This window comes from Streptomyces sp. NPDC042102, assembly GCF_055582305.1.
The window spans coordinates 1-24,870 of sequence record NZ_JBVJDL010000020.1 but is presented as its reverse complement, the minus strand read 5'-3'; the positions used below and the strand labels follow the sequence as shown (position 1 = coordinate 24,870).

General features: G+C 72.0%; 23 protein-coding genes and 1 riboswitch. Of the genes, 6 read left to right on the top strand and 17 right to left on the bottom strand.

The window, feature by feature from the left end:
• Positions 1–18 precede the first annotated feature (18 nt).
• Positions 19–1,350, bottom strand: coding sequence for an aminotransferase class I/II-fold pyridoxal phosphate-dependent enzyme (locus ACZ6KO_RS34040; protein WP_469307844.1), 1,332 nt, complete (start codon positions 1,348–1,350; stop codon positions 19–21).
• Between the two features lie 38 nt (positions 1,351–1,388).
• Here ACZ6KO_RS34040 and ACZ6KO_RS34035 point away from each other — a divergent pair, with 38 nt between their 5' ends.
• Positions 1,389–2,081, top strand: a complete 693-nt coding sequence (locus tag ACZ6KO_RS34035) for a pyridoxamine 5'-phosphate oxidase family protein (RefSeq protein WP_469307843.1) — start codon at positions 1,389–1,391, stop codon at positions 2,079–2,081.
• Here ACZ6KO_RS34035 and ACZ6KO_RS34030 read toward each other — a convergent pair.
• Both ACZ6KO_RS34030 and ACZ6KO_RS34025 read right to left on the bottom strand, forming a co-directional pair.
• A complete protein-coding gene (locus ACZ6KO_RS34030; RefSeq protein WP_469307842.1) occupies positions 2,063–3,139 on the bottom strand; it encodes a DMT family transporter in 1,077 nt (358 codons plus the stop codon). The genes ACZ6KO_RS34035 and ACZ6KO_RS34030 overlap by 19 nt on opposite strands.
• A gap of 324 nt (positions 3,140–3,463) precedes the next feature.
• Positions 3,464–4,468 carry an EamA family transporter gene (locus ACZ6KO_RS34025; protein WP_469307841.1) on the bottom strand — a complete coding sequence of 335 codons (1,005 nt, stop codon included), beginning with the start codon at positions 4,466–4,468 and terminating at the stop codon, positions 3,464–3,466.
• Positions 4,469–4,617: 149 nt separating this feature from the next.
• Between ACZ6KO_RS34025 and ACZ6KO_RS34020 the strand changes: the two genes are divergently transcribed.
• Positions 4,618–5,046 carry a type II toxin-antitoxin system Rv0910 family toxin gene (locus tag ACZ6KO_RS34020; RefSeq protein ID WP_469307840.1) on the top strand — a complete coding sequence of 143 codons (429 nt, stop codon included), beginning with the start codon at positions 4,618–4,620 and terminating at the stop codon, positions 5,044–5,046.
• Positions 5,047–5,119: 73 nt separating this feature from the next.
• Here the strand turns inward: ACZ6KO_RS34020 and ACZ6KO_RS34015 are convergent, their stop codons facing one another.
• On the bottom strand, positions 5,120–5,734 hold the full coding sequence (locus ACZ6KO_RS34015) for a PadR family transcriptional regulator (protein ID WP_469307839.1): 615 nt from the start codon (positions 5,732–5,734) through the stop codon (positions 5,120–5,122).
• Between the two features lie 189 nt (positions 5,735–5,923).
• On the opposite strand from ACZ6KO_RS34015, the gene ACZ6KO_RS34010 reads away from it, so the two are divergent.
• On the top strand, positions 5,924–6,751 hold the full coding sequence (locus ACZ6KO_RS34010) for a PhzF family phenazine biosynthesis protein (protein WP_469307838.1): 828 nt from the start codon (positions 5,924–5,926) through the stop codon (positions 6,749–6,751).
• 10 nt (positions 6,752–6,761) lie between these two features.
• Here ACZ6KO_RS34010 and ACZ6KO_RS34005 read toward each other — a convergent pair whose 3' ends face one another.
• Complete coding sequence (locus ACZ6KO_RS34005) at positions 6,762–7,559, bottom strand: CPBP family intramembrane glutamic endopeptidase (RefSeq protein WP_469307837.1); 798 nt, start codon at positions 7,557–7,559, stop codon at positions 6,762–6,764.
• Between the two features lie 111 nt (positions 7,560–7,670).
• Positions 7,671–9,170, bottom strand: coding sequence for a glutamate-cysteine ligase family protein (locus ACZ6KO_RS34000; RefSeq protein ID WP_469307836.1), 1,500 nt, complete (start codon positions 9,168–9,170; stop codon positions 7,671–7,673).
• A 491-nt stretch (positions 9,171–9,661) separates the two neighbouring features.
• Here ACZ6KO_RS34000 and ACZ6KO_RS33995 point away from each other — a divergent pair, with 491 nt between their 5' ends.
• A complete protein-coding gene (locus ACZ6KO_RS33995; RefSeq protein ID WP_469307835.1) occupies positions 9,662–10,267 on the top strand; it encodes a hypothetical protein in 606 nt (201 codons plus the stop codon).
• A 279-nt stretch (positions 10,268–10,546) separates the two neighbouring features.
• Positions 10,547–10,735 carry a DUF5999 family protein gene (locus ACZ6KO_RS33990; RefSeq protein WP_401457207.1) on the top strand — a complete coding sequence of 63 codons (189 nt, stop codon included), beginning with the start codon at positions 10,547–10,549 and terminating at the stop codon, positions 10,733–10,735.
• Positions 10,736–10,834: 99 nt separating this feature from the next.
• Here ACZ6KO_RS33990 and gcvP read toward each other — a convergent pair whose 3' ends face one another.
• Positions 10,835–13,720: an aminomethyl-transferring glycine dehydrogenase gene (gene gcvP, locus ACZ6KO_RS33985; protein ID WP_469307834.1), complete on the bottom strand. Its 2,886-nt coding sequence runs from the start codon at positions 13,718–13,720 to the stop codon at positions 10,835–10,837.
• Positions 13,721–13,919: 199 nt separating this feature from the next.
• A riboswitch (glycine riboswitch) is annotated at positions 13,920–14,040 on the bottom strand.
• A gap of 113 nt (positions 14,041–14,153) precedes the next feature.
• On the opposite strand from gcvP, the gene ACZ6KO_RS33980 reads away from it, so the two are divergent.
• On the top strand, positions 14,154–14,522 hold the full coding sequence (locus tag ACZ6KO_RS33980) for a PRC-barrel domain-containing protein (RefSeq protein ID WP_469307833.1): 369 nt from the start codon (positions 14,154–14,156) through the stop codon (positions 14,520–14,522).
• Positions 14,523–14,586: 64 nt separating this feature from the next.
• Here the strand turns inward: ACZ6KO_RS33980 and ACZ6KO_RS33975 are convergent, their stop codons facing one another.
• From ACZ6KO_RS33975 to ACZ6KO_RS33930, 10 genes are all read right to left on the bottom strand, one after another.
• A complete protein-coding gene (locus ACZ6KO_RS33975; RefSeq protein WP_469307832.1) occupies positions 14,587–16,086 on the bottom strand; it encodes a DNA polymerase IV in 1,500 nt (499 codons plus the stop codon).
• Between the two features lie 77 nt (positions 16,087–16,163).
• The gene (locus tag ACZ6KO_RS33970; protein WP_469307831.1) at positions 16,164–16,805 is read right to left on the bottom strand and encodes a MerR family transcriptional regulator; all 642 of its coding nucleotides are present in this window, start codon (positions 16,803–16,805) and stop codon (positions 16,164–16,166) included.
• 225 nt (positions 16,806–17,030) lie between these two features.
• A complete protein-coding gene (locus ACZ6KO_RS33965; protein ID WP_401457218.1) occupies positions 17,031–17,504 on the bottom strand; it encodes a bifunctional nuclease family protein in 474 nt (157 codons plus the stop codon).
• A 52-nt stretch (positions 17,505–17,556) separates the two neighbouring features.
• Positions 17,557–18,294, bottom strand: coding sequence for a transcriptional regulator FtsR (gene ftsR, locus ACZ6KO_RS33960; protein ID WP_469307830.1), 738 nt, complete (start codon positions 18,292–18,294; stop codon positions 17,557–17,559).
• 42 nt (positions 18,295–18,336) lie between these two features.
• Entirely contained in the window at positions 18,337–19,275 is a 939-nt protein-coding gene (locus ACZ6KO_RS33955; RefSeq protein ID WP_469307875.1) for an FHA domain-containing protein, read from the bottom strand.
• Between the two features lie 82 nt (positions 19,276–19,357).
• Entirely contained in the window at positions 19,358–20,176 is an 819-nt protein-coding gene (locus ACZ6KO_RS33950) for a DUF881 domain-containing protein (protein ID WP_469307829.1), read from the bottom strand.
• Positions 20,177–20,181: 5 nt separating this feature from the next.
• Entirely contained in the window at positions 20,182–20,514 is a 333-nt protein-coding gene (locus ACZ6KO_RS33945) for a small basic family protein (protein WP_189973628.1), read from the bottom strand.
• Entirely contained in the window at positions 20,511–21,416 is a 906-nt protein-coding gene (locus ACZ6KO_RS33940; RefSeq protein ID WP_469307828.1) for a DUF881 domain-containing protein, read from the bottom strand. Before ACZ6KO_RS33940 ends, ACZ6KO_RS33945 begins: the two co-directional genes overlap by 4 nt.
• Before the next feature lie 104 nt (positions 21,417–21,520).
• Complete coding sequence (locus tag ACZ6KO_RS33935) at positions 21,521–24,016, bottom strand: sugar phosphate nucleotidyltransferase (RefSeq protein ID WP_469307827.1); 2,496 nt, start codon at positions 24,014–24,016, stop codon at positions 21,521–21,523.
• A gap of 94 nt (positions 24,017–24,110) precedes the next feature.
• Complete coding sequence (locus ACZ6KO_RS33930; protein WP_469307826.1) at positions 24,111–24,701, bottom strand: CDP-alcohol phosphatidyltransferase family protein; 591 nt, start codon at positions 24,699–24,701, stop codon at positions 24,111–24,113.
• Between the last annotated feature and the right edge of the window lie 169 nt (positions 24,702–24,870).

Sequence of the window (24,870 nt, the reverse complement as noted above, 5' to 3'; positions counted from 1 at the left end):
CCTGTCCGGACAACACACCTAGTCGTAGCGGACGGCCGCGCCCGGGCGGACCGCGTCGGCCACCGCCCGCGCCAGCACGGGCACGTCGGCCGGGCCCAACGACGACACGGTCAACCGGACCCCCGCCCCCGACGCCACCCGGAACCGCGCCCCCGGCGCCACCGCCCACCCGGCCGCCAGCAGCCGCGTCACGACGCCCGTCTCGTCGCCGACCGGCACCCACACGTTCATGCCGCTGCGCCCGTACGCCGCGACGCCCCGCGCCGCCAGCTCCGCGACGAGCCCGTCGCGCCGCACCCCGTACGAACGGGCCACGGCCGCCGGGTCCACGGCCCCCGAGGCCCACAGCTCCGCGACCGCGTACTGGAGCAGCCGGCTGACCCACCCCGGGCCCAGCCGCTGCCGCCCCCGCACCCGGTCCAGCGTCACCGCGTCGCCCGTCAGCACCGCCAGCCGCAGGTCCGGCCCGTACGCCTTGGCCGTGGACCGGACCAGCGCCCAGTGCCGCGTCACCCCGCCCAGGCAGTGCAGCGGCAGGTCCACGATCCCGTGCCCGTGGTCGTCGTCGATGACCAGCACCCCCGGGTGCGCGGCCAGCAGCGCCCGCAGCTCCGCGGCCCGGGCGGCACTCACCGCCGCCCCCGTCGGGTTCTGCGCCCGTGCCGTCACCACCAGCGCGCGCACCCCCTCCGCCAGCGCCCGCGCGACCGCCTCGACGAGCGGCCCCTCGCAGTCCACCGCCACCGGCACCACCCGCAGCCCCAGCGCCGGCACCAGGTCCAGCGTGCTGCCCCAGCCCGGGTCCTCGACCGCGACGGCGTCGCCCGGTCTGAGGTGCGCCGCGAGCACCCGCTCGATCGCGTCCAGCGCCCCCGACGTCAGGCCCACCGGCCCCGCCGGGACGCCGTCCGCATCCAGCCCCTGCCGGGCGATCCGCGCCAGGTCCTCGACGACCGCCGCGTCCCCGTAGCGGGTGGGCGCCGCCGCGTACCGGCGGGCCGCGGCGGCCAGCGGGCCCTCCAGCGACGGCAGCAGCGCGAGGTCCGGGTTGCCGGTCGACAGGTCCCGCACGCCCGCCGGCACCTCCACGCTCAGCGCCTCGCGCGGCGTGCTGGCCGGCCGCGCCCGCACCCGGCTGCCGCGCCGCCCGTCGGTCTCGATGACCCCGCGTTCGCGCAGGGTGCGGTACGCGGCGGCGACCGTGTTGGGGTTCACCCCCAGCTCGGCGGCCAGCTCCCGCATGGGCGGCAGCAGCGCCCCCGGCGCGAGCTCGCCCGCGCCCACGCCCGTCTCCACACTGGCCGCGATCTCCGATGCGCGACGCCCGACGATCCGATACTCTCCTAGCACAAACAACATTATGCACTAGTGCAATGGAGTTGGCCACGATGACCGCCGCCCCTGTCGACACCGGTTCCGCCGACCACGCCTCCGCCTACCGGCCGACCGACCGCACCGTCCCCAGCCGTGCCCGCGAGCGCGCGCACTACGACCGCGAGGTCGTGCACGCGATCCTCGACGCGGCCTACGTCTGCCACCTCGGGTTCGTCCGCGACGGCGCACCGGTGGTCCTGCCGACGCTGTACGGCCGGGTAGGCGAGCGCCTCTACATCCACGGGTCCACCGGTTCCCGGCCGCTGCTCGCCGCCGGCAAGGCCGACCCGGGCCTGCCGGTCTGCGTCACCGTCACGCACGTGGACGGCCTGGTGCTGGCCAAGTCCGCCTTCCACCACTCGATGAACTACCGCTCGGTGGTCGTGCACGGGACCGCATACCAGGTGACCGACGAGGACGAGGCCCGCATGGCGCTCGACGCCCTCGTCGACCACGTCGTGCCCGGCCGCTCGGCCGACTCGCGCCCGGCCAACGCCAAGGAGCTCGCCGCCACCGCTGTCATCCGGCTCGACCTCGACGAGGTCTCGGCGAAGATCCGCACCGGGGACGTGAACGACGAACCCGAGGACCTGTCGCTTCCGTACTGGTCGGGCGTGGTCCCGGTCGCCCGGACGTACGGCACGCCGATACCGTCCGCCGGCCTGGACCCGTCCATCGCGACCCCGGACTACCTCGCGGCGCTCTGAGCCGGGGCGGGCCGCCCCACCGGCCCGCCCACCGAGCCCTGCTGCGCCCCGCCAGGCGCCGCGTCCGGCATCCCGTCCGGCATCCCGTCCGCCGTCCCGCCGGCCGCCCCGTCGGCCGTCCCCTCTGCTGTCCCGTCCGCCGCGCGCCCCGCCTCGGCCACGATCAGGGCGACCACCGCCGTCATCAGCAGGGCCGTACCCAGGATCACCGCGCCGGTCAGCCGCTCCCCCAGCACGAGGACGGCGATCGCGGCCGCGCCCACCGGCTCGATCAGCATGATCACGGAGACGGTCGCGGCCCGTACGGCCGCCGCCCCCGCGAAGTAGCAGGCGTACGCGAGCGCGGTCGGCACGGCGGCGACGTACACCAGCAGCCACAGCACCCGCGCGGGCTCGCCCGTGTGCGGCAGGAGCCCCTCCGCCAGCGCGAGCGGCAGCAGGCACACCGTGCCCACCGCGAGCGACCACGCCGTGGTGACCAGGACGTCCCCGCCGGCCCCGCGCCGCCCACGCGACCTGGTCTGCAGGGTCATCGCCGCGTACCCGGCGGCCGAGAGCAGCGCCCAGCCCACACCCAGCGGCCGCACCTCGCCGCCCCCGCCGCCCAGGGCGAGCACCACGAGTCCGGCGAGCGCGCCGCACACGGCGGCCGCTCCCGCCCGGCCGAGCCGCTCGCCCATGCCGTACCGCGCGCCCAGCGCGATCAGCACGGGACCGGCGCCGAGCGTGACGACGGTGCCGACGGCCAGCCCGGTCTCGCGGACCGCACCGAAGTAGGCGGCCTGGAAGAGCGTGAACATCAGCCCGGTGAGGAGCAGCGAGGCCACCGACGGCCGCCCGGACGCCCGCTCGCGGCGCCGCGGCGCGTACAGCGCCCGCACCCCCAGCACCCCGAGCAGCAGCGCCAGCCCGCCGGCGCACCGCCAGAACGACAGGGACAGCGGCCCGAGATCACTGGCCAGGAAGAGGAGGGAGGCGGCGGCGCCGGCGGTGCCCCAGGCGGCTCCGGCGACGATGAGAAGGAAAAGGCTGCGCCCGGCAGCCGAACGGTTCGACACGTGTTTCTCCGCGCGTGCGTGAAGGATGAGGAATGCGGGTCATCGCTTCTGCGGGCAGCGCGGAACCGCCCGGGGACACCCCGGGCCGGTCCGGTTCGTGTGGCGGCCGCCCGCGCCAGGGCCGTCCGGCGGATCAGGGTCGGATGGGCCGCGGCGTCTGGTGCGGTGCATCGCAAGGCGCCGGAGCGTCTCGATAGCGGAGCTATTGGGACGTTCCGGCAACGCGGCGAGGTGCCGTGCCAGGCGTCGCGGCCCCGGCCATGATCCGCCGGACGGCCCTAGGCGGCAGGAGGCGGAAGCACGGTCGCATGCATGGGCGCCACCCTAGGCGCTGGTCGGCTCACGGTCCAGCGCCGTCGAGGCCGGTGCGCCGTCCGCGCCGTCCCCCGACGCGCCGTCCCCCGACGGGCCGGACGCCGACGGTCCGGCCGCCCGCGAGGACTGCGCGATGAACGCCCCGCCCAGCACGAGCGCACCGCCGAGGATCTGCGGCGCGGCGAGGTGCTCGCCGAGCAGCACCCAGGCGAGCACGGTGGCGATGACCGCCTCCAGGCAGGCCACCACGCCGGCCACCTGCGGCGAGAGCTTGCGCACCGAGACCACTCCGGTCAGGTACGCGAAGACGGTGGCCACCAGGACCACCCAGGCCACGAGGACCAGCGCGGGCACCTCGGCGCCGGCCACCTCGGCCCGCCCGGCCAGCACCGACCAGTCCAGTTGCCAGGGGCGGGCGATGACCGTCATGACGAGGGTGCCGATGATCATCCCGTACGCGATGACGCCGAGCGGGTCGGGAGCGTCCTTCCCGTCCGCGCCCTGGTCCGCGAAGACGAAGTAGAAGGCCTGGCAGCAGGCGGCGCACAGGCCGAGGACCACGCCGAGCGGGTCCAGGCTGAGCCCCGACCAGATCTGCACCACGCAGGCGAGCCCGACCACGGCCACCGCGGCGCCGGCCGCGGCGGCCCGGGTCACGGGCTTGCGCTGCACGAAGCGGATCCAGCCGAGCAGCAGCGCCGGGCCCAGGTACTCCAGGAGCAGGGCCACCCCGACGGGGATGCGGGACAGGGAGGCGAAGTAGAAGGCCTGTACGCCGGCGACGGCGACCAGACCGAACCCGGCCAGCAGGGCGGGCCTGCGCAGCAGCAGGTCCCGGTGGCGCCAGGCCAGCGGGGACAGCACGAGCGCCGCCCCCGCCACCCGTATCCACACCATGTGCAGCGGGTCCAGACCCGCCTCGATCAGCGGCTTCGCCGCGACTCCGGAACCGCCGAACGCGATGGCCGAGACGAGGGCGAGGCCCAGTCCGGCATGTCTCCCTGACGCTTGCATCGGGCCATCATGACAGCAGCCGTCAGTACCGTCACCGGGGTGACACCTGTTGAGACGGTCACAGGATTTCTGACAGGTCGTCAGTATTGAATGTTCCGCGCACCACCACTACGTTCCGCCGCACGTACCCGACGAGAAGGGGTGGTCGCATGGCCGAAGTCACCGCGGAATCACGCATCGAGGCGCCCGCCGCGAAGGTCTGGTCCCAGCTGACGGACTGGGGTGCGTACGGCCAGTGGAGCATGACGCACACCAGCTTCCCCAAGGGCGGCCCGCAGACCCTCGCGGTCGGGGCGACCTTCGAGGAGAACATGAAGATGATGGGCTTCCCGGCCGAGGTCACCTGGACGGTCGAGGAGCTCCAGGACGGGCGCGTCCTGGCCATCCGGGGCAAGGGCCCGATGGGCGTGATCGTCGGCACCCGGTACACCCTGGTCCCCGACGGGGAGGCGACCACCGTCCGCATCGACGGCGAGTTCACGGGAGCGGCCGTCTCGCTGATGGCGGGCAAACTCAAGGACTCGGCGACGGCCGCGCTGAACGAATCGCTGCGCAAGCTCGCCGGCCTGGTCGCCTGAACCGGCAGGGCGGCGCCCCGCGCGGTCGTCCGCGCGGGGCGCCGCCGCACCCCCGCCCCCGTCCGGCAGCGGATCAGTGCTCGTCGGCCAGGATCAGGTAGAGCTTCTTGCGGGCCTCGTTGATGACCCCGACGGCCTTCTGCCGCTGCTCGGGCGTGCCGGTCTTCCAGACCTGGCCGAACGCCTCCATCAGACCGAAGCCGGCCGTCCGGATCTCGTGCATCGCCTCCCGGTCGACGCCCTGACCGACCTCCTCCCAGGGGGCCGCGGGTCCCGCCCCGGCCTCGGTGCGGCCCGCTTCGGTGAGCGTGAACAGCTTCTTGCCGCCCTCGCTCTCGCTGGAGATCAGGCCCTCGTCCTCGAGCATCTGCAGGGTCGGGTAGACCGAGCCGGGGCTGGGCTTCCACGCCCCGCCGCTGCGCTCGCCGATCTCCTGGATCATCTCGTAGCCGTGCATCGGGCGGTCGGTCAGCAGCGCCAGGATCGACGCGCGTACGTCGCCCCGCCGCGCCCGCCGGTGCGGGCCGCCCCGGCCACCGCGTCCGCCGAAGGGCCCGCCGCCGAAGCCCGGCCCGAACGGCCCGAAGGCCGCACGGCGCCCCTCGAACTCCCCGTGCTGGTCGGGCCCGCAGGGGTGCCCGCGCCGACGCCCGCCCTCATGTCCGTGTCCATGTCCATGTGAACGCATCACTGCGCCCCTCTCGTCATAAATCGCCGCGTATCGCTGTGGTTCCTTGTTCCACACCATCACTATCGCTGATCCATCGCGATGCGTCAACGATATATCGGAACCGATCGCAGACTGCTCGGCGACAGCAGGCCAGTGGTCGTCGATTGGCCTTGGCCGGTGATCGTGGGGCGCCTCTACCGTCGGGACATGCGCATCCGAATCGTCGACGCCTTCACCGACCGCCCCTTCCACGGCAACCCCGCCGGGGTCCTGCTCCTGGACCGGGAGTTCCCGCCGGACGCCTGGCTCCAGCAGGTCGCCGCCGAGGTCAACCTCTCCGAAACGGCCTTCGCCCACCCGCTGCCGCCCGGCGGCCCGGCGGACTGGGCGCTGCGCTGGTTCACCCCGGCCGCCGAGGTGGACATGTGCGGCCACGCGACCCTCGCCACCGCGCACGTCCTGGCCACCGGCGGGCTGGCGAGCGGCCCGGTCCGGTTCGCCGCCCGCTGCGGCGTCCTCACCGCCGAGGCGGCCGCGGACGGCACGATCACCCTGGACTTCCCGACGTCCTCGCTGACCCCGGTCGAGGCACCGGCCGACGTCGACCGGGCCCTCGGCGGCGTCGCGATCCGCTCCGTCCACGACACCGCGGCCCACATCGGCGACCTGCTGGTGGAGCTGGCCGACGAACGCACCGTCCGCGAGCTGACCCCGGACCTCGACGCCCTGCGTGCCTTCGCCCGGCGCGGGGTGATCGTCACCGCGCCCGCCGAGGACCCCTCCCGCGGCTACGACTTCGTCTCGCGCGGCTTCTTCCCGGCCTTCGGCATCGACGAGGACCCGGTCACCGGGAGCGCCCACACCGCGCTCGCGCCCTTCTGGTCCGCCCGCCTGGGCGGCCGTACCGAACTGACCGGCCTGCAGGGGTCCGCGCGCACCGGCCTGGTCAAGGTCACGCTCGCGGGCGACCGTACGCTCCTGACCGGCGGCGCGGTCACCGTCATCGACGGCGAACTGCTCGCCCCCGCTCCGTAGGCACCAGGCCCTAAGCCGTCGGCAGCCAGCCCACCTTGCCCGCCAGCAGCGCGTAACCCGCGAAGGCCACGATGTCGAGCAGCGCGTGCGCGACGACCAGCGGGCCCACCCGGCCCCAGCGCCGGTAGAGCAGGACGAAGACGGCGCCCATCACCATGTTGCCGATGAAACCGCCGATGCCCTGGTAGAGGTGGTACGAGCCGCGCAGCACCGAGCTGGCCAGCAGCGCGGCCATCGGCGACCAGCCCAGCTGGTCCAGCCGCCGCAGCAGGTACGCCAGCACGATGACCTCCTCCACCACGGCGTTCTGCACCGCGGAGAGGATCAGTACGGGGAACTTCCACCACACGTCGGGCAGCGCCTCCGGCACCACCGTCAGGTTGAAGCCGGCGGCGCGCGCCCCCAGGTAGAAGGCGAGTCCGGCGCTGCCGATGGCGGCCGCGACCAGCGTGCCGCGGCCCAGGTCCCAGCCGGGCCGGGTGCGGTCGAAGCCGAGGACCCGCAGGCCCGGCGCGCCCTCGCGGGTCAGCAGGTGCGCCACCAGCAGGACCGGCACCAGGGCGGTGGTGATCCCGAAGAGCTGCCAGGCCAGGTCCAGCCAGGGCCGGCCGGGGGCGTACGAGCCGTTGAGCGTGGCCGCCTGGTCCTTCAGGCCGCCGGGCCTGGTCAGCGAACCGATGAAGCTGATCAGGGAGGAGAGCGCGCTCGCGCCCAGCGACAGCGCGAGCACGAGCAGCGTCTCGGTGCGCAGGACCCCCCGCCTGTCCGCGCGCAGCTCCCTGACCACCGGCTCCGGCTCCACCCGCACGCCCGACTCCCGTCCCGTCGTCCCGCTCCGACCACCCCATACTGCCTCCTCCCGGAGCGGGGCGATCAGCGGGGCCGACCGGCCGGAGGAACCGCCGGACGCCGGGCGGGCTCAGCGCAGCCCGACGGGCCAGGTGTGGACCGGATCCCCCTTGTGCATCAGCTCGGTGTACCGGCGGGTGGTCGCCGCCAGTGCCTCGTCCCGGTCCAGCCCGGCCGCGAGCGCCCGGTGGTAGGTGTCCACCTGCCAGGTCGAACCGTTGACCCGGCGCTTGCACCTCTCCTCGATGATCCCCAGGTAGTGGTCCCGGTCGGCGGGTTCGATCCCCCACGCGTCGAGGCCGGCGGCGGCCATCGGCAGCAGCTCGTCGAGGACCAGCCGCACCGCCGGTACGCTCGCCAGCCCGCCGCCCCGCCCCCGGCGCGGCCAGCGCAGCCGGGCGTCGATGCCGTGCCGGCAGGCCGCGTCGAAGTTGGCCTCCGCCTCGGCGAACGGCATCCGGCTCCACACCGGGCGCTGCTCGTCGGCGAGGGTGCGGACCAGCCCGTAGTAGAAGGCGGCGTTGGCGACGACGTCGGCCACCGTCGGCCCGGCGGGCAGCACCCGGTTCTCCACCCGCAGGTGCGGTATCCCGTCGGCGACCCCGTACACGGGCCGGTTCCAGCGGTAGACCGTGCCGTTGTGCAGGACGAGCTCCTGCAGGCTGGGCACCCCGCCCTCGGCGAGCACGGCGAGGGGGTCCTCCTCGTCGCAGATCGGCAGCAGCGCGGGGAAGTAGCGGACGTTCTCGGCGAACAGCTCGAACGCCGAGTCCACCCAGCGCTCACCGAACCAGGTCCGCGGCCGCACCCCCTGCGCCTGGAGTTCGGGCGGCCGGGTGTCGGTGGCCTGGGTGAACAGCGGGGGCCGCGACTCCCGCCACAGCTCACGGCCGAAGAGGAAGGGCGAGTTGGCGCCGACGGCTATCTGGACGGCGGCCGCGCACTGCGCCGCGTTCCACACCGCGGGGAACCGCGCCGGGGTCACCTGCAGGTGCAGCTGTACGGAGGTGCAGGCCGCCTCGGGCACGATGGAGCCGGAGGTGCAGCTCAGCCGCTCCACCCCGTCGATGTCGAGGGTGAAGTCCTCGCCCCGCAGCATCAGGATCTGCTCGTTGAGCAGCGAGTACCGGTCCACGGCCGAGAGGTTCGCGGAGACCACGTCGGACTGGGCGATCGTCGGCAGGATACCGATCATCACCACGCCGGCGTCGATCTCCGCGGCCTGTCGGTGGGCATACCCCAGACCCGCGCTGAGTTCCTCGGTGAGCTGGTCGAATACCCGGCCGTCGAGCCGGTGCGGAAGTATGTTGACCTCCAGGTTGAACATTCCGAGTTCGGTCTGGAAATCGGTACTCGCTATCCTCTCCAGAACCTGCGCATTCACCATTCTCGGCAACCCGTCGGCACCCGCGAGATTCAGCTCGATCTCAAGCCCCATCATGTTCTTGGGCCGATCGAACCTCTTCTCCGCCAGAAGCCGCTCCAGCCCCTCCAGGCACTCGTGAAGCTTCCTCCGATACCGTTGCCGATCGGACAGGTCGAATCCGCCTGCCACGACCTTCTCCCCCATCGAAGCGTCCCTCCTCGAGTGGGCCTGGCCCGGACCTCCCGGGCGCGCGTTACGGTCGATGATGCCCCGGTGCCTTGATCTCTAACGCTCGGGGGGCGCGCATGTCGGGGAGCGCGCGCCGGTTTGGCCGACCGGCGCGCGGGCACATTCACGTGGCAAGTCGCGTGGTGCAATTTCAAGGTCGCGCTTGCCGATTCCGCAATACCGTCACTTTCCAGCCGAGCCCCCGTCCGGTAACCTCCGAGGTCAGCGCGAGATGTCTGCGCGCACCCGGCATGAAATCCATGACAGCGGGACCGGTAAGCGCCTTGTCGGCAATAGGCGGGACAGCTAGCCGAAACACTGTGTGAACACATGTCGTATAAACTCCGCAAACGAGGCACAGAGTTGGCGCGCGGCCATTGCCCCTCAGCCCCCCTCTGGCCCCAGAATGCGACAGCTCCGTCCGCACTCCCCCCTTCCCCGGTCTCCCAAGTGAGAGGCGACCCACCATGCCGCTGCATGTCCCCCCGGCTCCCGCGCCCGCCCTGCGCAGCGTCCTCGCGGCACTCGGCTCCCCCACCGCCGTCCAGGAGGTCCTCACCCCGGCCCTGCGCGCCCTCCCCGGCCCCAAGACGGCCGAACTCCCGCTTCCGGTCCACGTCCTGGACCGGATCACCTCGGGCGGCAGGCCGCCGCGCACCCGGCTGACCGGATGGCGTTTCCTGATCCGCAGCGGGGACCGGTACGTGGCGGCGGCGGACACCCGGCTCACCGCGGACGGCTGGGTCTTCTCCCACTTCTTCGAGGGGCCCTACGTGGCGGCGACCGAACGCGCGCTGCGGCAGGCGGAGTCGGTGGGCAAGAACTACCAGCCGCGGCTGCTCTCCGTGCCCGAGCTGTACATGATGACCTTGTGGCTGCACGGGGCGGTGGGCGCCGACGCCTCGGCCGGTCTGCCGGCCGCCGCCGACCTGTTGGTCCCGCTGGCCCCGGCCCCGCCCGGCATCGCGGCGTACCGGCCGCACCCGGTCTCCGAGCTGCTGCCGGTGATGACCCACCGGCTGACCCCGCCCACCCCTCCGGTCCCGCCCTCGCTGGCCGCGCCGGCCGCCTGACCGTCACCCGGACGGGGGCCTGACCCGGTTGACCCATTCGGCCTAGTCCGCTGGGACCAGGCCCGAACCACCCGAAGTGACAGGGGAGTTGGGCTGAACCGCCCGCACGAGTGATGCGTCATCAATCTAAGAGGACAGCTGCCGGGAAATCCATGCGGACGCAAGTCCGTAGGGCAACACTGGGATCCTGACCACACCAAGAGATTGATACGGGGGGCGGCCATGAATCACGCAACGAGCCGCAGCACACAGACCACACCGCAGCGAAAGAACGCATCCATGTGCCAGCACCAGCCTGCCTGTCCATCAGCCGAATCCGCCGACAGGGAGGCCGCGCTGCCTGTGGCGAACCACCCGGAACAGGGCTGGAGCCTGCTGTGCAACGGCGTCCTGCTCTTCGAGGACACCGGTGAGCTGCTGCCGGACGGCCAGATCATCGCGCCGCACCGGCCGCTCGCGGCGGCCTGACGGCGCCGCGGCACGGCCAACGCCACAGGGGCCGGTCCGGGAGGAGACTCCCGGACCGGCCCCTGTGTCATGCGCCCGTGTGTGCGGGACGCGTGGGGATCAGTTGTCGTACTCGTCCAGCGGCGGGCACGAGCAGACCAGGTTGCGGTCGCCGAAGGCACCGTCGATGCGGCGCACCGGCGGCCAGTACTTCTCGGCCGCCACCACGGTGCCCGGGAAGACCGCCTCGTCACGGGTGTACGGGTGGTTCCACTCGCCGCCCAGCGCCGCCGCGGTGTGCGGGGCGTTGGCCAGCGGGTTGTCCCCGGCCGGCCAGACGCCGGAGGCGACCTTCTCGATCTCGGCACGGATGGCGATCATGGCGTCGCAGAAGCGGTCGATCTCGATGAGGTCCTCGGACTCCGTCGGCTCGATCATCAGCGTGCCGGCCACCGGGAACGACATCGTCGGCGCGTGGAAGCCGTAGTCGATCAGACGCTTGGCGATGTCGTCGACGGAGACGCCGGTCGCCTTCGACAGCGGGCGCAGGTCGATGATGCACTCGTGGGCGACCAGACCGCCGGGGCCGGTGTAGAGCACCGGGTAGTGCGGCTCCAGGCGCTTGGCGATGTAGTTCGCGCCGAGCACGGCCACCTGGGTGGCACGCTTGAGGCCCTCGCCGCCCATGAGGCGTACGTACGACCAGGAGATCGGCAGGATGCCGGCCGAACCCCACGGCGCCGCCGAGATCGGGCCGACGCCCGTCTCCGGGCCGGCGGTGGGCTGCAGCGGGTGGTTGGGCAGGTACGGGGCGAGGTGCGCCCGGACACCGACCGGGCCGACGCCCGGGCCGCCGCCGCCGTGCGGGATGCAGAACGTCTTGTGCAGGTTCAGGTGCGAGACGTCGCCGCCGAAGTGACCCGGCTTGGCCAGGCCCACCAGGGCGTTGAGGTTGGCGCCGTCCACGTACACCTGGCCGCCGGCGTCGTGCACGAGACCGCAGATCTCGGCGACGTGCTCCTCGAAGACGCCGTGGGTGGACGGGTAGGTGATCATCAGGACGGAGAGCTCGTCGCGGTACTGCTCGATCTTGGCGCGCAGGTCCGCGGCGTCGACCTCGCCGTCGTCGGCGGTCTTGACGACGACGACCTTCATGCCGGCCATCACGGCGGACGCGGCGTTGGTGCCGTGCGCGGAGGACGGGATCAGGCAGATCGTGCGCTGCTCGTCGCCGTTGGCGCGGTGGTAGGCGCGCACGGCCAGCAGACCGGCGAGCTCACCCTGCGAGCCGGCGTTGGGCTGGATGGAGACCTTGTCGTAGCCGGTGACCTCGCAGAGACGTTCCTCCAGCTCGTTGATGAGCGTGGCGTAGCCCTGGGCCTGGTCGATCGGCGCGAAGGGGTGCAGCTGGCCGAACTCGGGCCAGGTGACCGGCTCCATCTCGGTGGTCGCGTTGAGCTTCATGGTGCAGGAGCCCAGCGGGATCATGCCGCGGTCCAGCGCGTAGTCCTTGTCCGCGAGCTTGCGCAGGTAGCGCAGCATCGCGGTCTCGGAGCGGTGCTGGTGGAAGACCGGGTGCGTCAGGTACGCGTCCGAGCGCAGCAGGCCCTCGGGCAGCGCGTCGGCGGCGCTCGCGTCCAGCGCCTCGATGTCGGCGCTCACGCCGAAGGCGGCCCAGACGGCCTCGATGTCGGCGCGCAGGGTGGTCTCGTCGCAGGAGACGAGGACGTGGTTGGCGTCGGCCCCGTACACGTTGACCCCGGCCTCGCGGGCGGCGGCGACGACCTCGGCGGCCTTGCCGGGCACCCGGGCGGTGAGGGTGTCGAAGTACGCGCCGTGGACCAGCTCGACCCCGCCGGCGGTCAGACCGGCGGCGAGCAGGGCGGCGTAGCGGTGCGTGCGGCGGGCGATCGTCTTCAGGCCCTCGGGGCCGTGGTAGACGGCGTACATGCCGGCCATGACGGCGAGCAGCACCTGCGCGGTGCAGATGTTGCTGGTGGCCTTCTCGCGGCGGATGTGCTGCTCGCGGGTCTGCAGGGCCAGGCGGTAGGCCTTGTTGCCTTCGGCGTCGACGGAGACGCCGACCAGGCGGCCGGGCAGCGAACGGGCGTGCTTGTCCTGGACGGCCATGTAGCCGGCGTGCGGGCCGCCGAAGCCCATCGGGACGCCGAAGCGCTGGGTGGTGCCCACCGCGATGTCCGCGCCGAGCTCGCCGGGCGAGGTCAGCAGGGTCAGGGCGAGCAGGTCGGCGGCGACGGTCACGATCGCCCCGAGCTCGTGCGCCCGGTCGATGACCGGCTTGATGTCCCGGACGGCACCGGAGGCGCCCGGGTACTGCACCAGCACGCCGAAGACGCCGCGCTCGGCGATCTCCGCCGGAATGCCCTCGGACAGGTCGGCGACGACGACCTCGACACCGGTCGGTTCGGCGCGGGTCTGGATCACGGCGATGGTCTGCGGCAGGGCGTCGGCGTCGACGAGGAAGACCCCGCCCTTGACCTTGCCCACGCGGCGGGCCAGCGTCATGGCCTCGGCGGCCGCGGTGCCCTCGTCGAGGAGGGAGGCGCCGGAGGTCGGCAGGCCGGTGAGGTCGGCGACGACGGTCTGGAAGTTGAGCAGCGCCTCCAGACGGCCCTGGGAGATCTCCGGCTGGTAGGGCGTGTACGCCGTGTACCAGGCCGGGTTCTCCATGACGTTGCGCAGGATCACCGGCGGGGTGAACGTCCCGTAGTAGCCGAGACCGATCATCGGGGACAGGACCTGGTTGCGGTCGGCCAGCGAACGCAGCTCGGCGAGCACCTCGGCCTCGGTACGGGCACCGGGGAGGTCCAGGGCCTCGGCGCTCTTGATCACATCCGGCACCGCGGCGGCGGTGAGTTCGTCCAGGGAGCCGTAGCCGACCTGGGCGAGCATCTTCGCCTGGGCCGCGGCGTCCGGCCCGATGTGGCGCTGCTCGAAGGGGATGCCTCGCTCCAGCTGGGAGAGCGGAATGCGGTTGGCGGTCATGTACGGAGGCCTCCTGGTCGTACGACCTGCGAGGGGCACCACGGCGCGGGCACCCGGACGGCCTCCCCCTCTGTCATCTCAACCTGAGAGCTTCACCGGTCCGCCTGGGGGTCGCCCGTGGAGGTCCGGCTTTCACCGTCGGTGAGGGAGGGGAATCGGTAGTGCGGGTCCGACACCCACCCCTGCTTTCCAGAGTGGCCTCGTCCGTGCGGTACGTCTGCCTGAGAGATTCCGGGGAGGATTTGCTCCTTCGGCGCCTCCGTCGTGTTCACGTCTTGCTCATATCGCGCTCACTCGGAGGACTCTCCCGCACAGGGTCGACAGCCGTCACCCAGCCTACCAGCGAGCTTCTGGGGCCTCCCTCGAGTGGCCCTCGCTCCGGAATTGCCTTTTTGTAGTCATTACGGAGGAGTTGCGACCAGTTGGAGGGACCGTGCAGACCGACATCGATCCGCGCAGCCTGATCGGCCGCAAGGCGTACGACCGCAACGGTGCCAAGATCGGCACGGTGGACGAGGTCTACCTCGACGACGCCACGGGTGTGCCGGAATGGGCAGCCGTACGGACAGGGCTCTTCAGCAGGGACGCGTTCGTCCCGCTGGAGCCCAGTGAGCTGGTGAACGACACCCTCCGGGTGCCCTTCGAACGCTCCCTGATCAAGGACGCTCCGGACTTCGGGGTCGGCCGCCACCTCTCACCGGAGCAGGAGCTCCAGCTCTACCACCACTACGGCCTGGACGTCGCCCTCCCCAGCGACTTCCAGCGCGACTTCGGCCGCCTGGCGGGCGACGGGGAGACCTAACCCCGGCCGACGAACGACGCCGACCTCGGCCTGAGAGGCGCCGCGGGCCGGGCGCGGGCGGCCCTCAGGGGCCGGCCGCGCCCGGCCCGGGCGGCAGGCCCGGGAGCGGGAGGGGGTCCGAGGGCCGCAGGTCCGGGTCGTCCACCCGGAAGGTCCGCACCCGGCCGGGCGGCGATCCCGGCTGCTCGAACCGCACCGTGACCCGGCCGACGCCGCTGCCCTGGACCCACCCGGCCCCGTACACCGCGTGCTGTACGTCACTGCCGGCCGTCCAGCGCCGCTCCGGGGGCGACCCGGGCTCCGGAGGGCCGGACTCCCCCGCCCCGGCCGCCACAGCCGCCACAGCCGCCCCTGGGGCCGCCCCGGGAGGCACCGGCACCCCGGTCGGCCCTGCCGCCCCTGCCGCCCCGCCGAGGCCGGCCAGGGCCGCTGCCGCCGTCTCGGCCTCGGCCCGGGCCTCCGCCTCGGCCCGTGCCTCCGCCTGCGCCTCGGCCTCCGCCTGCGCGAACAGGTCCTCCTGGGTGTAGTCCGCCAGCCCCGAGACCCCCACGCCCAGCAGCCGCACCCCGCCCGTGGTGTCCACCGCCTCCAGCAGCCGGGCCGCCGCCTCGCGGACCACGGCGGGGTCGTCGGTGGGCCCGCGCAGGGTCTCCGAACGGGTCAGCGTCGAGAAGTCGTACCGGCGCACCTTCAGCACGATCGTCCGCCCCGAGTGCCCCGAGTCCCGCAGCCGCCGCACGCACCGTTCCGCCAGTCGCTGCACCTCGCCCCGGATCCGCACCCGGTCGTGCAGGTCCACGTCGAAGGTGTCCTCGACCGACACCGACTTGGCGTCCCGCTCGGCCACCACCGCCCGGTCGTCGAGCCCCAGCGCCATGCGGTTCAGCGCGACCCCGTGCGCCCGCCCCAGCATCCGCACCAGCTCGTCCTCGCCGGCCTCGGCCAGCTCCCCCACCGTCGTGATCCCGGCCCGCCGCAGGTGCTCGCCCGTGGCCGGGCCCACTCCCGGCAGTGTCCGTACGGGCATCGGCGCGAGCAGCTCCCGCTCCGTGCCCGGCTCGATCAGCAGCAGTCCGTCCGGTTTGGCCTCCTCGGAGGCCACCTTGGCCAGCATCTTGGAGCCGGCCAGCCCCACCGAACCGCTCAGTCCCGTGACCGCCCGGATGTCGGCCCGCAGCCGCTCCCCCGTCGCCCGCGCGGACGCCGCGTCGAACGCGCAGCCGCCCGCCTCGAGGTCGACGAAGGCCTCGTCCAGGCTCAGCGGCTCCACCAGCGGCGACAGCTCCCGCAGCAGGGCCATGACCTGGTCGCTCACCGCCCGGTACAGCGAGAAGCGCGGGATCAGGTACGCCCCGTTCGGACAGAGCCGGCGCGCCTGCGCCGTCGGCATGGCCGAGTGGACGCCGAAGCGCCGCGCCTCGTAGGAGGCGGTGGCCACCACCCCGCGCGGTCCGAGCCCGCCGACGATCACCGCCTTGCCGCGCAGGCTCGGCTTGGACGCCTGCTCCACGGAGGCGTAGAAGGCGTCCATGTCCAGATGCAGGATCGTCGGAGCGGTTCTCACAGCACCGATGCTGCCCTACGCCACCGACAACGGACCGCAAACACGTTCGACGCCTTCCCGGCGGCCCGGACGGGGTCTCAGACGGCCCGGTTCCGGCGCGCGGCGAGCTCGTCCGCCGGGTTGTGCCCGGCCACCGTCTCGCCCGAGTCGACCCGCTCGCCGTGCAGCTGCGACAGGGCGTTCTCCACGTCCCGCCACACCACGCCCACCGCGATGCCGAAGATGCCCTGCCCGCCCTGGAGCAGCTCGACGACCTGGTCCGGCGAGGTGCACTCGTACACGGTGGCGCCGTCGCTCATCAGCGTCATGCGCTCCAGGTCCGCGAATCCGCTGCCCCGCAGGTGCTGCACGGCCGTACGGATGTTCTGCAGCGCCACCCCGGTGTCCAGGAAGCGCTTGACGATCTTGAGGACGACGACGTCCCGGAAGCTGTAGAGCCGCTGCGTGCCCGAGCCGTACGCCGCTCTCACGCTCGGCTCCACCAGGCCGGTCCGCGCCCAGTAGTCCAGCTGCCGGTACGTGATGCCGGCCGCGGCGCAGGCCGTGGGCCCGCGGTAGCCGATCTGCCCGGTGGCCGGCGCCGCTCCCGCCGGGGCGGCCCGGGGCGTCGAGTCCGGCTGACGGCGCGCGGCGCCCACCGCACTGCCGTGCAGCGGGAACGGCCCGCTCTCACTCCGCGCGGGGGTGCCCCCGGTCGTACCGTCGCCCGTGATCCTCACGCCCGACCCTCCGTCCTTGACCTGCCATCTCGACGGTAGGCAGTCACCCGGGGTGCGTCAACGATCGCCACACTCGGCACGCCGGGTGATAATCACCCTGAGAGTGGTTTCGCGTGCCCCGTTCCCGGGAAGGGCATTTCGAATGGGCCGCAACCGCCCTTTTTCCGGGCCGCCGCACGCCGGATCCGACACCGCCCGACCCGGCCGCGGGCCCCGGACCGGGGCCTACTGGTTGCTGGTGCCGAAGTCCTCGGGCGAGATCTGGTCGAGGAACTCGCGGAACTTCTCCACCTCGTCCTCCTGCTCGTCCGGAATCGCGATCCCGGCGTCGTCGAGGACCCCGTCGCTCCCGTAGATGGGCGTCCCCGTGCGCAGGGCCAGCGCTATGGCGTCCGACGGCCGCGCGCTCACCTCGACCCCGCTGGCGAAGACGAGCTCCGCGTAGAAGACGCCCTCGCGCAGGTCCGTGATCCGGACCTCGGAGAGCTCCTCGCCCAGCGCCTCCAGCACGTCCTTGAACAGGTCGTGGGTCAGCGGCCGCGCAGGTGCCATGCCCTGCTGCGCGAAGGCAATGGCGGTCGCCTCCCCCGGACCGATCCAGATGGGGAGGTACCGGTCGCCTCCCACTTCACGCAGGAGAACGATCGGCTGGTTGGAGGGCATTTCCACCCGGACACCCACAACGTCGAGCTCGTTCACACAGCAACCCTAGGACCTGCCCGGCCGGTTTGGGTAGTCGGGGCCGTCCCGGTCAGGACAGCCGCACCCCCAGAGCGGTCTGCACCAGCGCCTCGTGCAGCCGTACGGACAGCCCCGCGAGCTCCTTCATGGTGGCCTCCGCATGGGCCCTGGTCTGCGGATTGCGATGCCGCCGCAAGGGTGCGACGACCTGCTCGACCAGACCCGCCTCCCGGTCGGCCGCCGCCTTCATGGCCCGCAGGTGCCGCGGCTCCAGACCGAACCGGCCCAGATCCGCCACCAGACGCGCCACGGTGACCGTCTCCGCGTCGAAGCCCCCGCCGGGCGCCTCGGCGATCAGCCCGTACGACTCCCACTCCGCCAGCTGGGCCTCGTCCACCTCGGCGGCGGCCAGCAGCTCCGCCCGCCCGATCCGGGCCGCGGTGGACGCGGCCCGGCCGTCCACGGCTTCCCCGTCGGAGTCGGCGTGCGAGGACGGCGCGGGGATGCGACCCTGGTCGGCCGCATGTCCGTCCAGCTGCTCGCGGATGACCTTCAGCGGCAGGTAGTGGTCGCGCTGGAGCCTCAGGATGCGCGCCAGCCGCTCGATGTCGTCGGAGCTGAACTTGCGGTATCCGGACGGCGTGCGCCGGGGCTCGACGAGCCCCTCCGCCTCCAGAAAACGGATCTTGGAAATGGTGACTTCGGGGAACTCGTCACGCAGCTGGCCCAGCACCGTACCGATGCTCACCAGCCGCCCGACCGGGCCGGCGGCGCCGTTTCCGGCACCGCCCGTCGGTGTACGCAGCATGGACCTTCCCTGGGGAGTCCCCCGACGGAGTCTGGGGGAGGGTCAGATGCCCCGCTGGCTCGCGTAGAACACCAGCCGGTACTTGCCGATCTGGACCTCGTCGCCGTTGTGCAGGGCGACGGAGTCGATCGGTTCCCGGTTGACGTACGTGCCGTTGAGGCTGCCGACGTCGGAGACGGTGAACCCGCCCTCCTGGCCCCGGCGGAACTCGACATGCCGCCGGGAGACGGTGACGTCGTCCAGGAAGATGTCGCTCTGCGGGTGGCGGCCGGCCGTGGTCAGCTCACCGTCCAGCAGGAAGCGGCTGCCCGAGTTCGGGCCCCGGCGCACGATCAGCAGCGCCGAGCCCGCGGGCAGCGCCTCCACCGCGGCCTGGGCCTCGGGGGACAGCGACGACGACACGTGCTGACCGGATGCCTCGGCCTCGTAGGCCTCCAGGCCCGAGATCGAGATGGTGGACGTGGTCTCCGAGGCACGCTCGGGCGTCAGCCCCGGGCGCAGCGGCGCACCGCAGTTCGAGCAGAAACGGCTCGCCGCGTCGCTGCGGTGCCCACACCTGCTGCACACCTGCTCGGCCGACATGGACGGCTCCTCGCGCCGCGGCTGCCCCGCGGAGGTACTGGTGGCATACGGGTCGGGGGCGAACCCTCCACCCGCACCTGAGGTCGACGGGTCACCGAAACCTATGCGGCCGGCGGCGGAGGGGTCGGCGGCGGACGCACCGCGCCCACCCGCCACGTCATCCGCGCCGGGGACCTCGTCACGGAAGAGCGGCCGCTCCCCCTGCGCCTCCACGTCACCGTGGCCGGCGCGGTGCTTGGCACCGCTTTCCTCGCGGTTCTTCTTGCCGAACAACTTCTCAAACAACTTCACGGGCGATTCCCCTTGACCGAAACAGACCCGCCCGTGGGGCAGGACGAACTCCGAATGCACACACCTGCCGACCCGGACATTCTCACAACGTCCGTAACCACCAGACAGTTTCCACCACGCACCACTCGTTCGGTGCGCCGACCCCCCGCAGGCCTCCGCCCACGTGAGCCGTCCCACACGTCACTCCCACTCACGACGATGACGACCGAGCGTAGTCAGGCTGCTTCGCCGGCCGCAAGGCATCGACGATGATCTTCGGCGAGCGCACGACACTGGCCGTGGCCTGCTCCTTCTCCAGCGTCTGGATCACACCGCCGGGAATGTTGAGCGCCGGCTCCAGATCCTGCGGCTTGCCGATCACCCTGAACTCGTACGGCTGTGTGATCTTCTTACCGTCGACCGCCACGCCGCCGTCCACGTCCGAGAAGTACGTGCCCGCCACCACACGCACACCGTTGACCTGGATCGCCTCGGCCCCGGCCGCCCGCAGCTCCTGGATGGTGTCCAGCAGCATGTCGGACTGCACCTGGTTCTTGGGATCGGAGATCTTCAGCGTGATCCCCGGCCCCTGCGCAGCCACCGTACCCGCCAGGATGCCCAGTTGGCGCTCCTTCTCCACAGTCTGCCTGCGGGCGTCCTCGGCCTGGTTGGAACTGTTCTCCAGCTCCTTGCGCTGGTCCGTCAGCTGCTGCTTCTCCTCCTCCAGCCGCTTGGTCCGCCCGTCCAGCTCGTCCAGGATGCGCACCAGGTCCTCCTGCCGGGCCCCGCGCAGCGCACTCGAATCGGTGTTGGACCGCACCTGGATCGCCAGTCCCAGACCCAGGACGAACAACAGCAGCGCCACGATCAGTTGGGACCGGCTCAGCCGCAGCGGCCACAGGCCGGCCGCCAGCCGCTGCCGGCCGGTCTCCGGGGGCGGGGCGGGCGCCCCGGACACCGGGGGCACCAGGGGTTCCCCGGAGCCGGCAGCCGCCCCGGAGCCCTCGGGAGGCGTCTCGTCGTTGCTCATCGGCCTCACGCCCGGAACACGTGCCGGCGGATGGCCGCGGCGTTGGAGAAGATACGGATACCGAGGACGACGACCACACCCGTGGACAGCTGCGCGCCGACCCCGAGCTTGTCGCCGAGGAAGACGATCAGCGCCGCCACCACCACGTTGGACAGGAACGACACCACGAAGACCTTGTCCACGAAGATGCCGTCCAGCATCGCGCGCAGGCCTCCGAACACCGCGTCCAGCGCCGCCACGACGGCGATCGGCAGATACGGCTCGACGACGGCCGGCACTTCGGGCCGGACCAGAAGTCCGACCACCACTCCGGCCAGCAGGCCCAGTACCGCGATCACGATGCACCCTTCTTCGGCTCTACTGCTGTAGCTGTACGCACGGTCAGGCTCGACGCCGCCGGCAGCCGCACCTCGTCCTGCTGCGCAAGGTTGGCCCGGATCCCGTAGCTGTCCTGCAGCACCTTCAGGTACACGCCGTCGGCGCTGTCCTGGAACCCGGTGGCCAGCCGCTTCTTGTCACCCACCGCGAGGACTTCGTACGGCGGCACCAGCGGCTTGTTGTCGACCAGTATCGCGTCACCGGCCGCGCGGATCGCCGACAGCGCCGTCAGCCGCTGCCCGTTGATCGACACCGCCTCGGCTCCGGACTGCCACAGTCCGTTCACGATCCGCTGCATGTCCCGGTCGCGCAGCCGGCCGGTGTCCGAGAAGCCGGTGTTCTCGCGCGGCCCGCCACCGCCCGCGGCCGCGCCCTTGGCGTCGTCGACGGTCAGCTTGACCCCGGGCCCGCGGACCTCCGTCGCCCCCGACAGCAGCGCCACCGGCCCGCCCTGGTCGCCACCGTGCTGCTTGAGCGCCTCGCGCTGCCGCTTCGCGACGTCGGCCCGCAGCCGGTCGATGTCCTTCTCCAGTGTGGCCGCCCGCTCGTCGGCCCGCTCCACCCGGTCGATCAGCTCGTGGCGCTCCTTGGCCAGGACCGGCGCCGCCACCTGCGTCTGGGCGGCACCGAGGGTGACGACCATGGCCGCCAGCACCAGCCCGGCCGCCAGCCCCAGCTTGGCCTTCAGGGAACGCGGCAGGCCCTTCGTACCATCCGCCTCGCGCCGGGCCGCGGCCTCCGCGTAGCCCTCGTCGAGGCTGTGGTCCATCACGTGCGTCAGCAGCGACATGGACGCGTCGGGACGCGCCGGCGGGGAAGGTGCCGGACTCCGGCGGTTGGACGGCTGCGACATGCCGCACATCGTCGCATGTCGGAACGGCCCGTACCGAATGCGTCCGTCCCCCGGGACGGGACCGGCAGGCACCGGCCCCGCGCCGGGGGACGCCTCTCACACCCCTGCCGGGCTCAGTGCCCGGAGCCCTCCACCACGGCCGCCCACTCGTCCAGCAGCGCCTGCGCGGAGGCCGCGTCGGGCCCCTCGGCCCACAGGTGCGTCACCGCCTCCGCCGGGTCCGGCAGGACCAGGGCCCAGCGCCCGTCGGCCTCGACCACGCGCACACCGTCGGTGGTGTCCACCTGCCGCTGCCCGGCCGCCTCGACCACCCTGCGCATCACCAGACCCTTGACCGCCCACGGCGTGGGCACGTCCCGCTTGAGCACGTGCGCACGCGGTATCCGGGCGTCGATCTGGCTCAGCGTGAGCTGCGTCCGCGCCACCAGCCCGATGAGCTGGACGAACGCGGCCGAACCGTCGAAGACGCTGCTGAACTCCGGCACGATGTAGCCGCCCCGGCCGTCCCCGCCGAAGATGGTGCCCTCCGCCCGGCCCACCCGGGTCAGGTCGTCGGGCGAGGTCGTCGTCCACTCCACCTGCGTGCCGTGGTACGCCGCCACCTGCTCGGCGATCCGCGTCGTGGTCACCGGCAGCGCCACCCGCCCGCTGCGCTTCTCCGCCGCGACCAGGTCCAGCAGCACCAGCAGCGCCCGGTCGTCCTCGATGATCCGTCCGCGCTCGTCGACGAGCGAGATCCGCTCACCGACGGGATCGAATCGGACACCGAACGCGGCCCGGGCCGACGCCACGATCTCCCCGAGCCGTACCAGCCCGGTCCGCCGCGATTCGGCGGTCTCGGTCGGCCGGCTCTCGTCGAGCCCGGGATTGATGGTCAGCGCGTCGACCCCGAGCCGGCCCAGCAGGCTGGGCAGCACCAGACCGGCGCTGCCGTTGGAGGCGTCGACGACGACCTTCAGACCGGCGTCGGCGATCCCCGTCGTGTCCACCTGCCGCAGCAGCGAGCCGGTGTACGAGTCGAAGACGCTCGACGGGAACTGCAGGTCACCGATCTCGCCGGGGAAGGCACGCCGGTACTCCTGGCGCGCGTACACCCGGTCCAGCTTGCGCTGCTGCGCCTGCGAGAGGTCCGCGCCCAGCTCGTCGAGGAACATGATGTCCACGGAGTCCGGCACCCCGGGCGAGGTCCGGATCATGATCCCGCCGGCACTGCCGCGCGCGGTCTGCTGCCGGGCGACCGGCAGCGGCACGTTCTCCAGGTCCCGTACGTCGATGGCGCTGGCCTGGAGCGCCGAGATGACGGCACGTTTCAGCGCACGTGCGCCACGGGAGTGGTCGCGGGCCGTGGTGACCGTCGAGCCCTTCTTGAGCGTCGTCGCGTACGCACCGGCCAGCCGTACGGCGAGCTCGGGCGTGATCTCGACGTTCAGGATCCCGGAGACCCCGCGGGCGCCGAAGAGATGCGCCTGACCGCGCGACTCCCAGATCACCGAGGTGTTGACGAAGGCACCGGCCTCGATGGTCTTGAAGGGGTAGACGCGTACGTTCCCCTGGACGATGGACTCCTCGCCCACCAGGCACTCGTCACCGATGACCGCGCCGTCCTCGATCCGGGCGGCGCGCATGATGTCGGTGTTCTTGCCGATGACACAGCCACGGAGATTGCTGTGCGGGCCGAGGTACACGTTGTCGTGGACCACGGCCCGGTGCAGGAACGCCCCGCTCTTGACGACGACGTTCGAGCCGACGACCGTGTGCTCGCGGATCTCGACCCCGGCTTCGACCTTGGCGTAGTCCCCGATGTACAGGGGCCCGCGCAGCACCGCGTCCGGGTGTACCTCGGCGCCTTCGGCGACCCACACCCCGGGCGAGATCTCGAAGCCGTCCATATCGACCTGGACCTTGCCCTCGAGCACGTCGGCCTGCGCCTTGACGTAGCTCTCGTGGGTACCGACGTCCTCCCAGTAGCCTTCGGCGACATAGCCGTAGATCGGCCGGCCTTCCTTCATCAGCTGCGGGAAGACATCGCCGGACCAGTCCACCGGCACGTCGGGGTCCACATAATTGAAGACCTCGGGTTCCATGACGTAGATGCCCGTGTTGACGGTGTCCGAGAACACCTGCCCCCAGGTCGGCTTCTCCAGGAACCGCTCGACCTTGCCTTCCTCGTCCACGATGGTGATGCCGAATTCCAGCGGATTGGGCACGCGGGTCAGGCAGACCGTGACGAGTGCGCCCTTGTTCTTGTGGAAGGCGATGAGGTCCGTGAGGTCGAAGTCCGTTAGCGCGTCGCCGGAAATCACCACGAAGGCATCGTCCTTCAATGCCTCCTCGGCGTTCTTCACGCTGCCGGCGGTCCCGAGTGGCTTCTCCTCATTGGCATAGGTGAGCTCCATTCCGAGCTCCTCGCCGTCACCGAAGTAGTTCTTGACGAGAGACGCCAGGAACTGAACGGTCACCACGGTCTCAGTGAGCCCATGCCGCTTGAGCAGCCTGAGCACGTGCTCCATGATCGGCCGGTTGGCCACCGGCAGGAGCGGCTTGGGCATGCTCGAGGTCATGGGGCGAAGACGGGTGCCTTCGCCACCGGCCATCACGACGGCCTTCATGTCGGAAGAGTCCTCCTTGAGAGACGACGTACACGCCGACCTCGCCCGTCTCGGACTCCGGCTCCGCTCCTCCGCGTCACTGCGCCGAGCGAGCTCAATCGGCCGCGGCGTCCGCCTTCACGAGTCGGCGGACCTGCACCACGTAAAGGATTCCTGCCCACCAGTAGAGGGTTGTACCCCATCCGGCGAACGCCCATCCGAAAACGGACGCCAGCCACGCCAGCGAACCAGTGCCGTCACTCAGCAGAAGCAACGGGAAGGCATACATCAGGTTGAAGGTGGCGGCCTTGCCGAGGAAGTTGACCTGCGGCGGCGGATAGCCGTGACGGCGCAGGATGAGCACCATGGCGGCCAGCATCACCTCACGTGCCAACAGCGCCACGGTGAGCCACAACGGCAGAATCTCGCGCCAGGTCAGACCGAACAACGTGGACAGGATGTACAGACGGTCGGCCGCCGGGTCCAGCAACCGGCCGAGGCTGCTGATCTGGTTCCAGCGCCGCGCGAGCTTCCCGTCGAGGTAGTCACTGACACCGCTCAGCATGAGCACGAGCAGCGCCCAGCCGTCATGCTCCGCCAGGATCAGCCAGAGGAACAGGGGTACGCCGGCCAGGCGCGCCATGCTGAGAATGTTCGGGATCGTGAAAATTCGATCAGTCTGAACCCGAGTCTCCTGGACCTCCACCCGGGGGCCTCCACTTGAACGTGCGAACGATGCCTCCTGACCCTACAGGAGAACATCCGTACCCTGAACGCAGGAAAGCCCCGCACCATAAGGTGCGGGGCTTTCCCACAATGATTGTTCGGCGGCGTCCTACTCTCCCACAGGGTCCCCCCTGCAGTACCATCGGCGC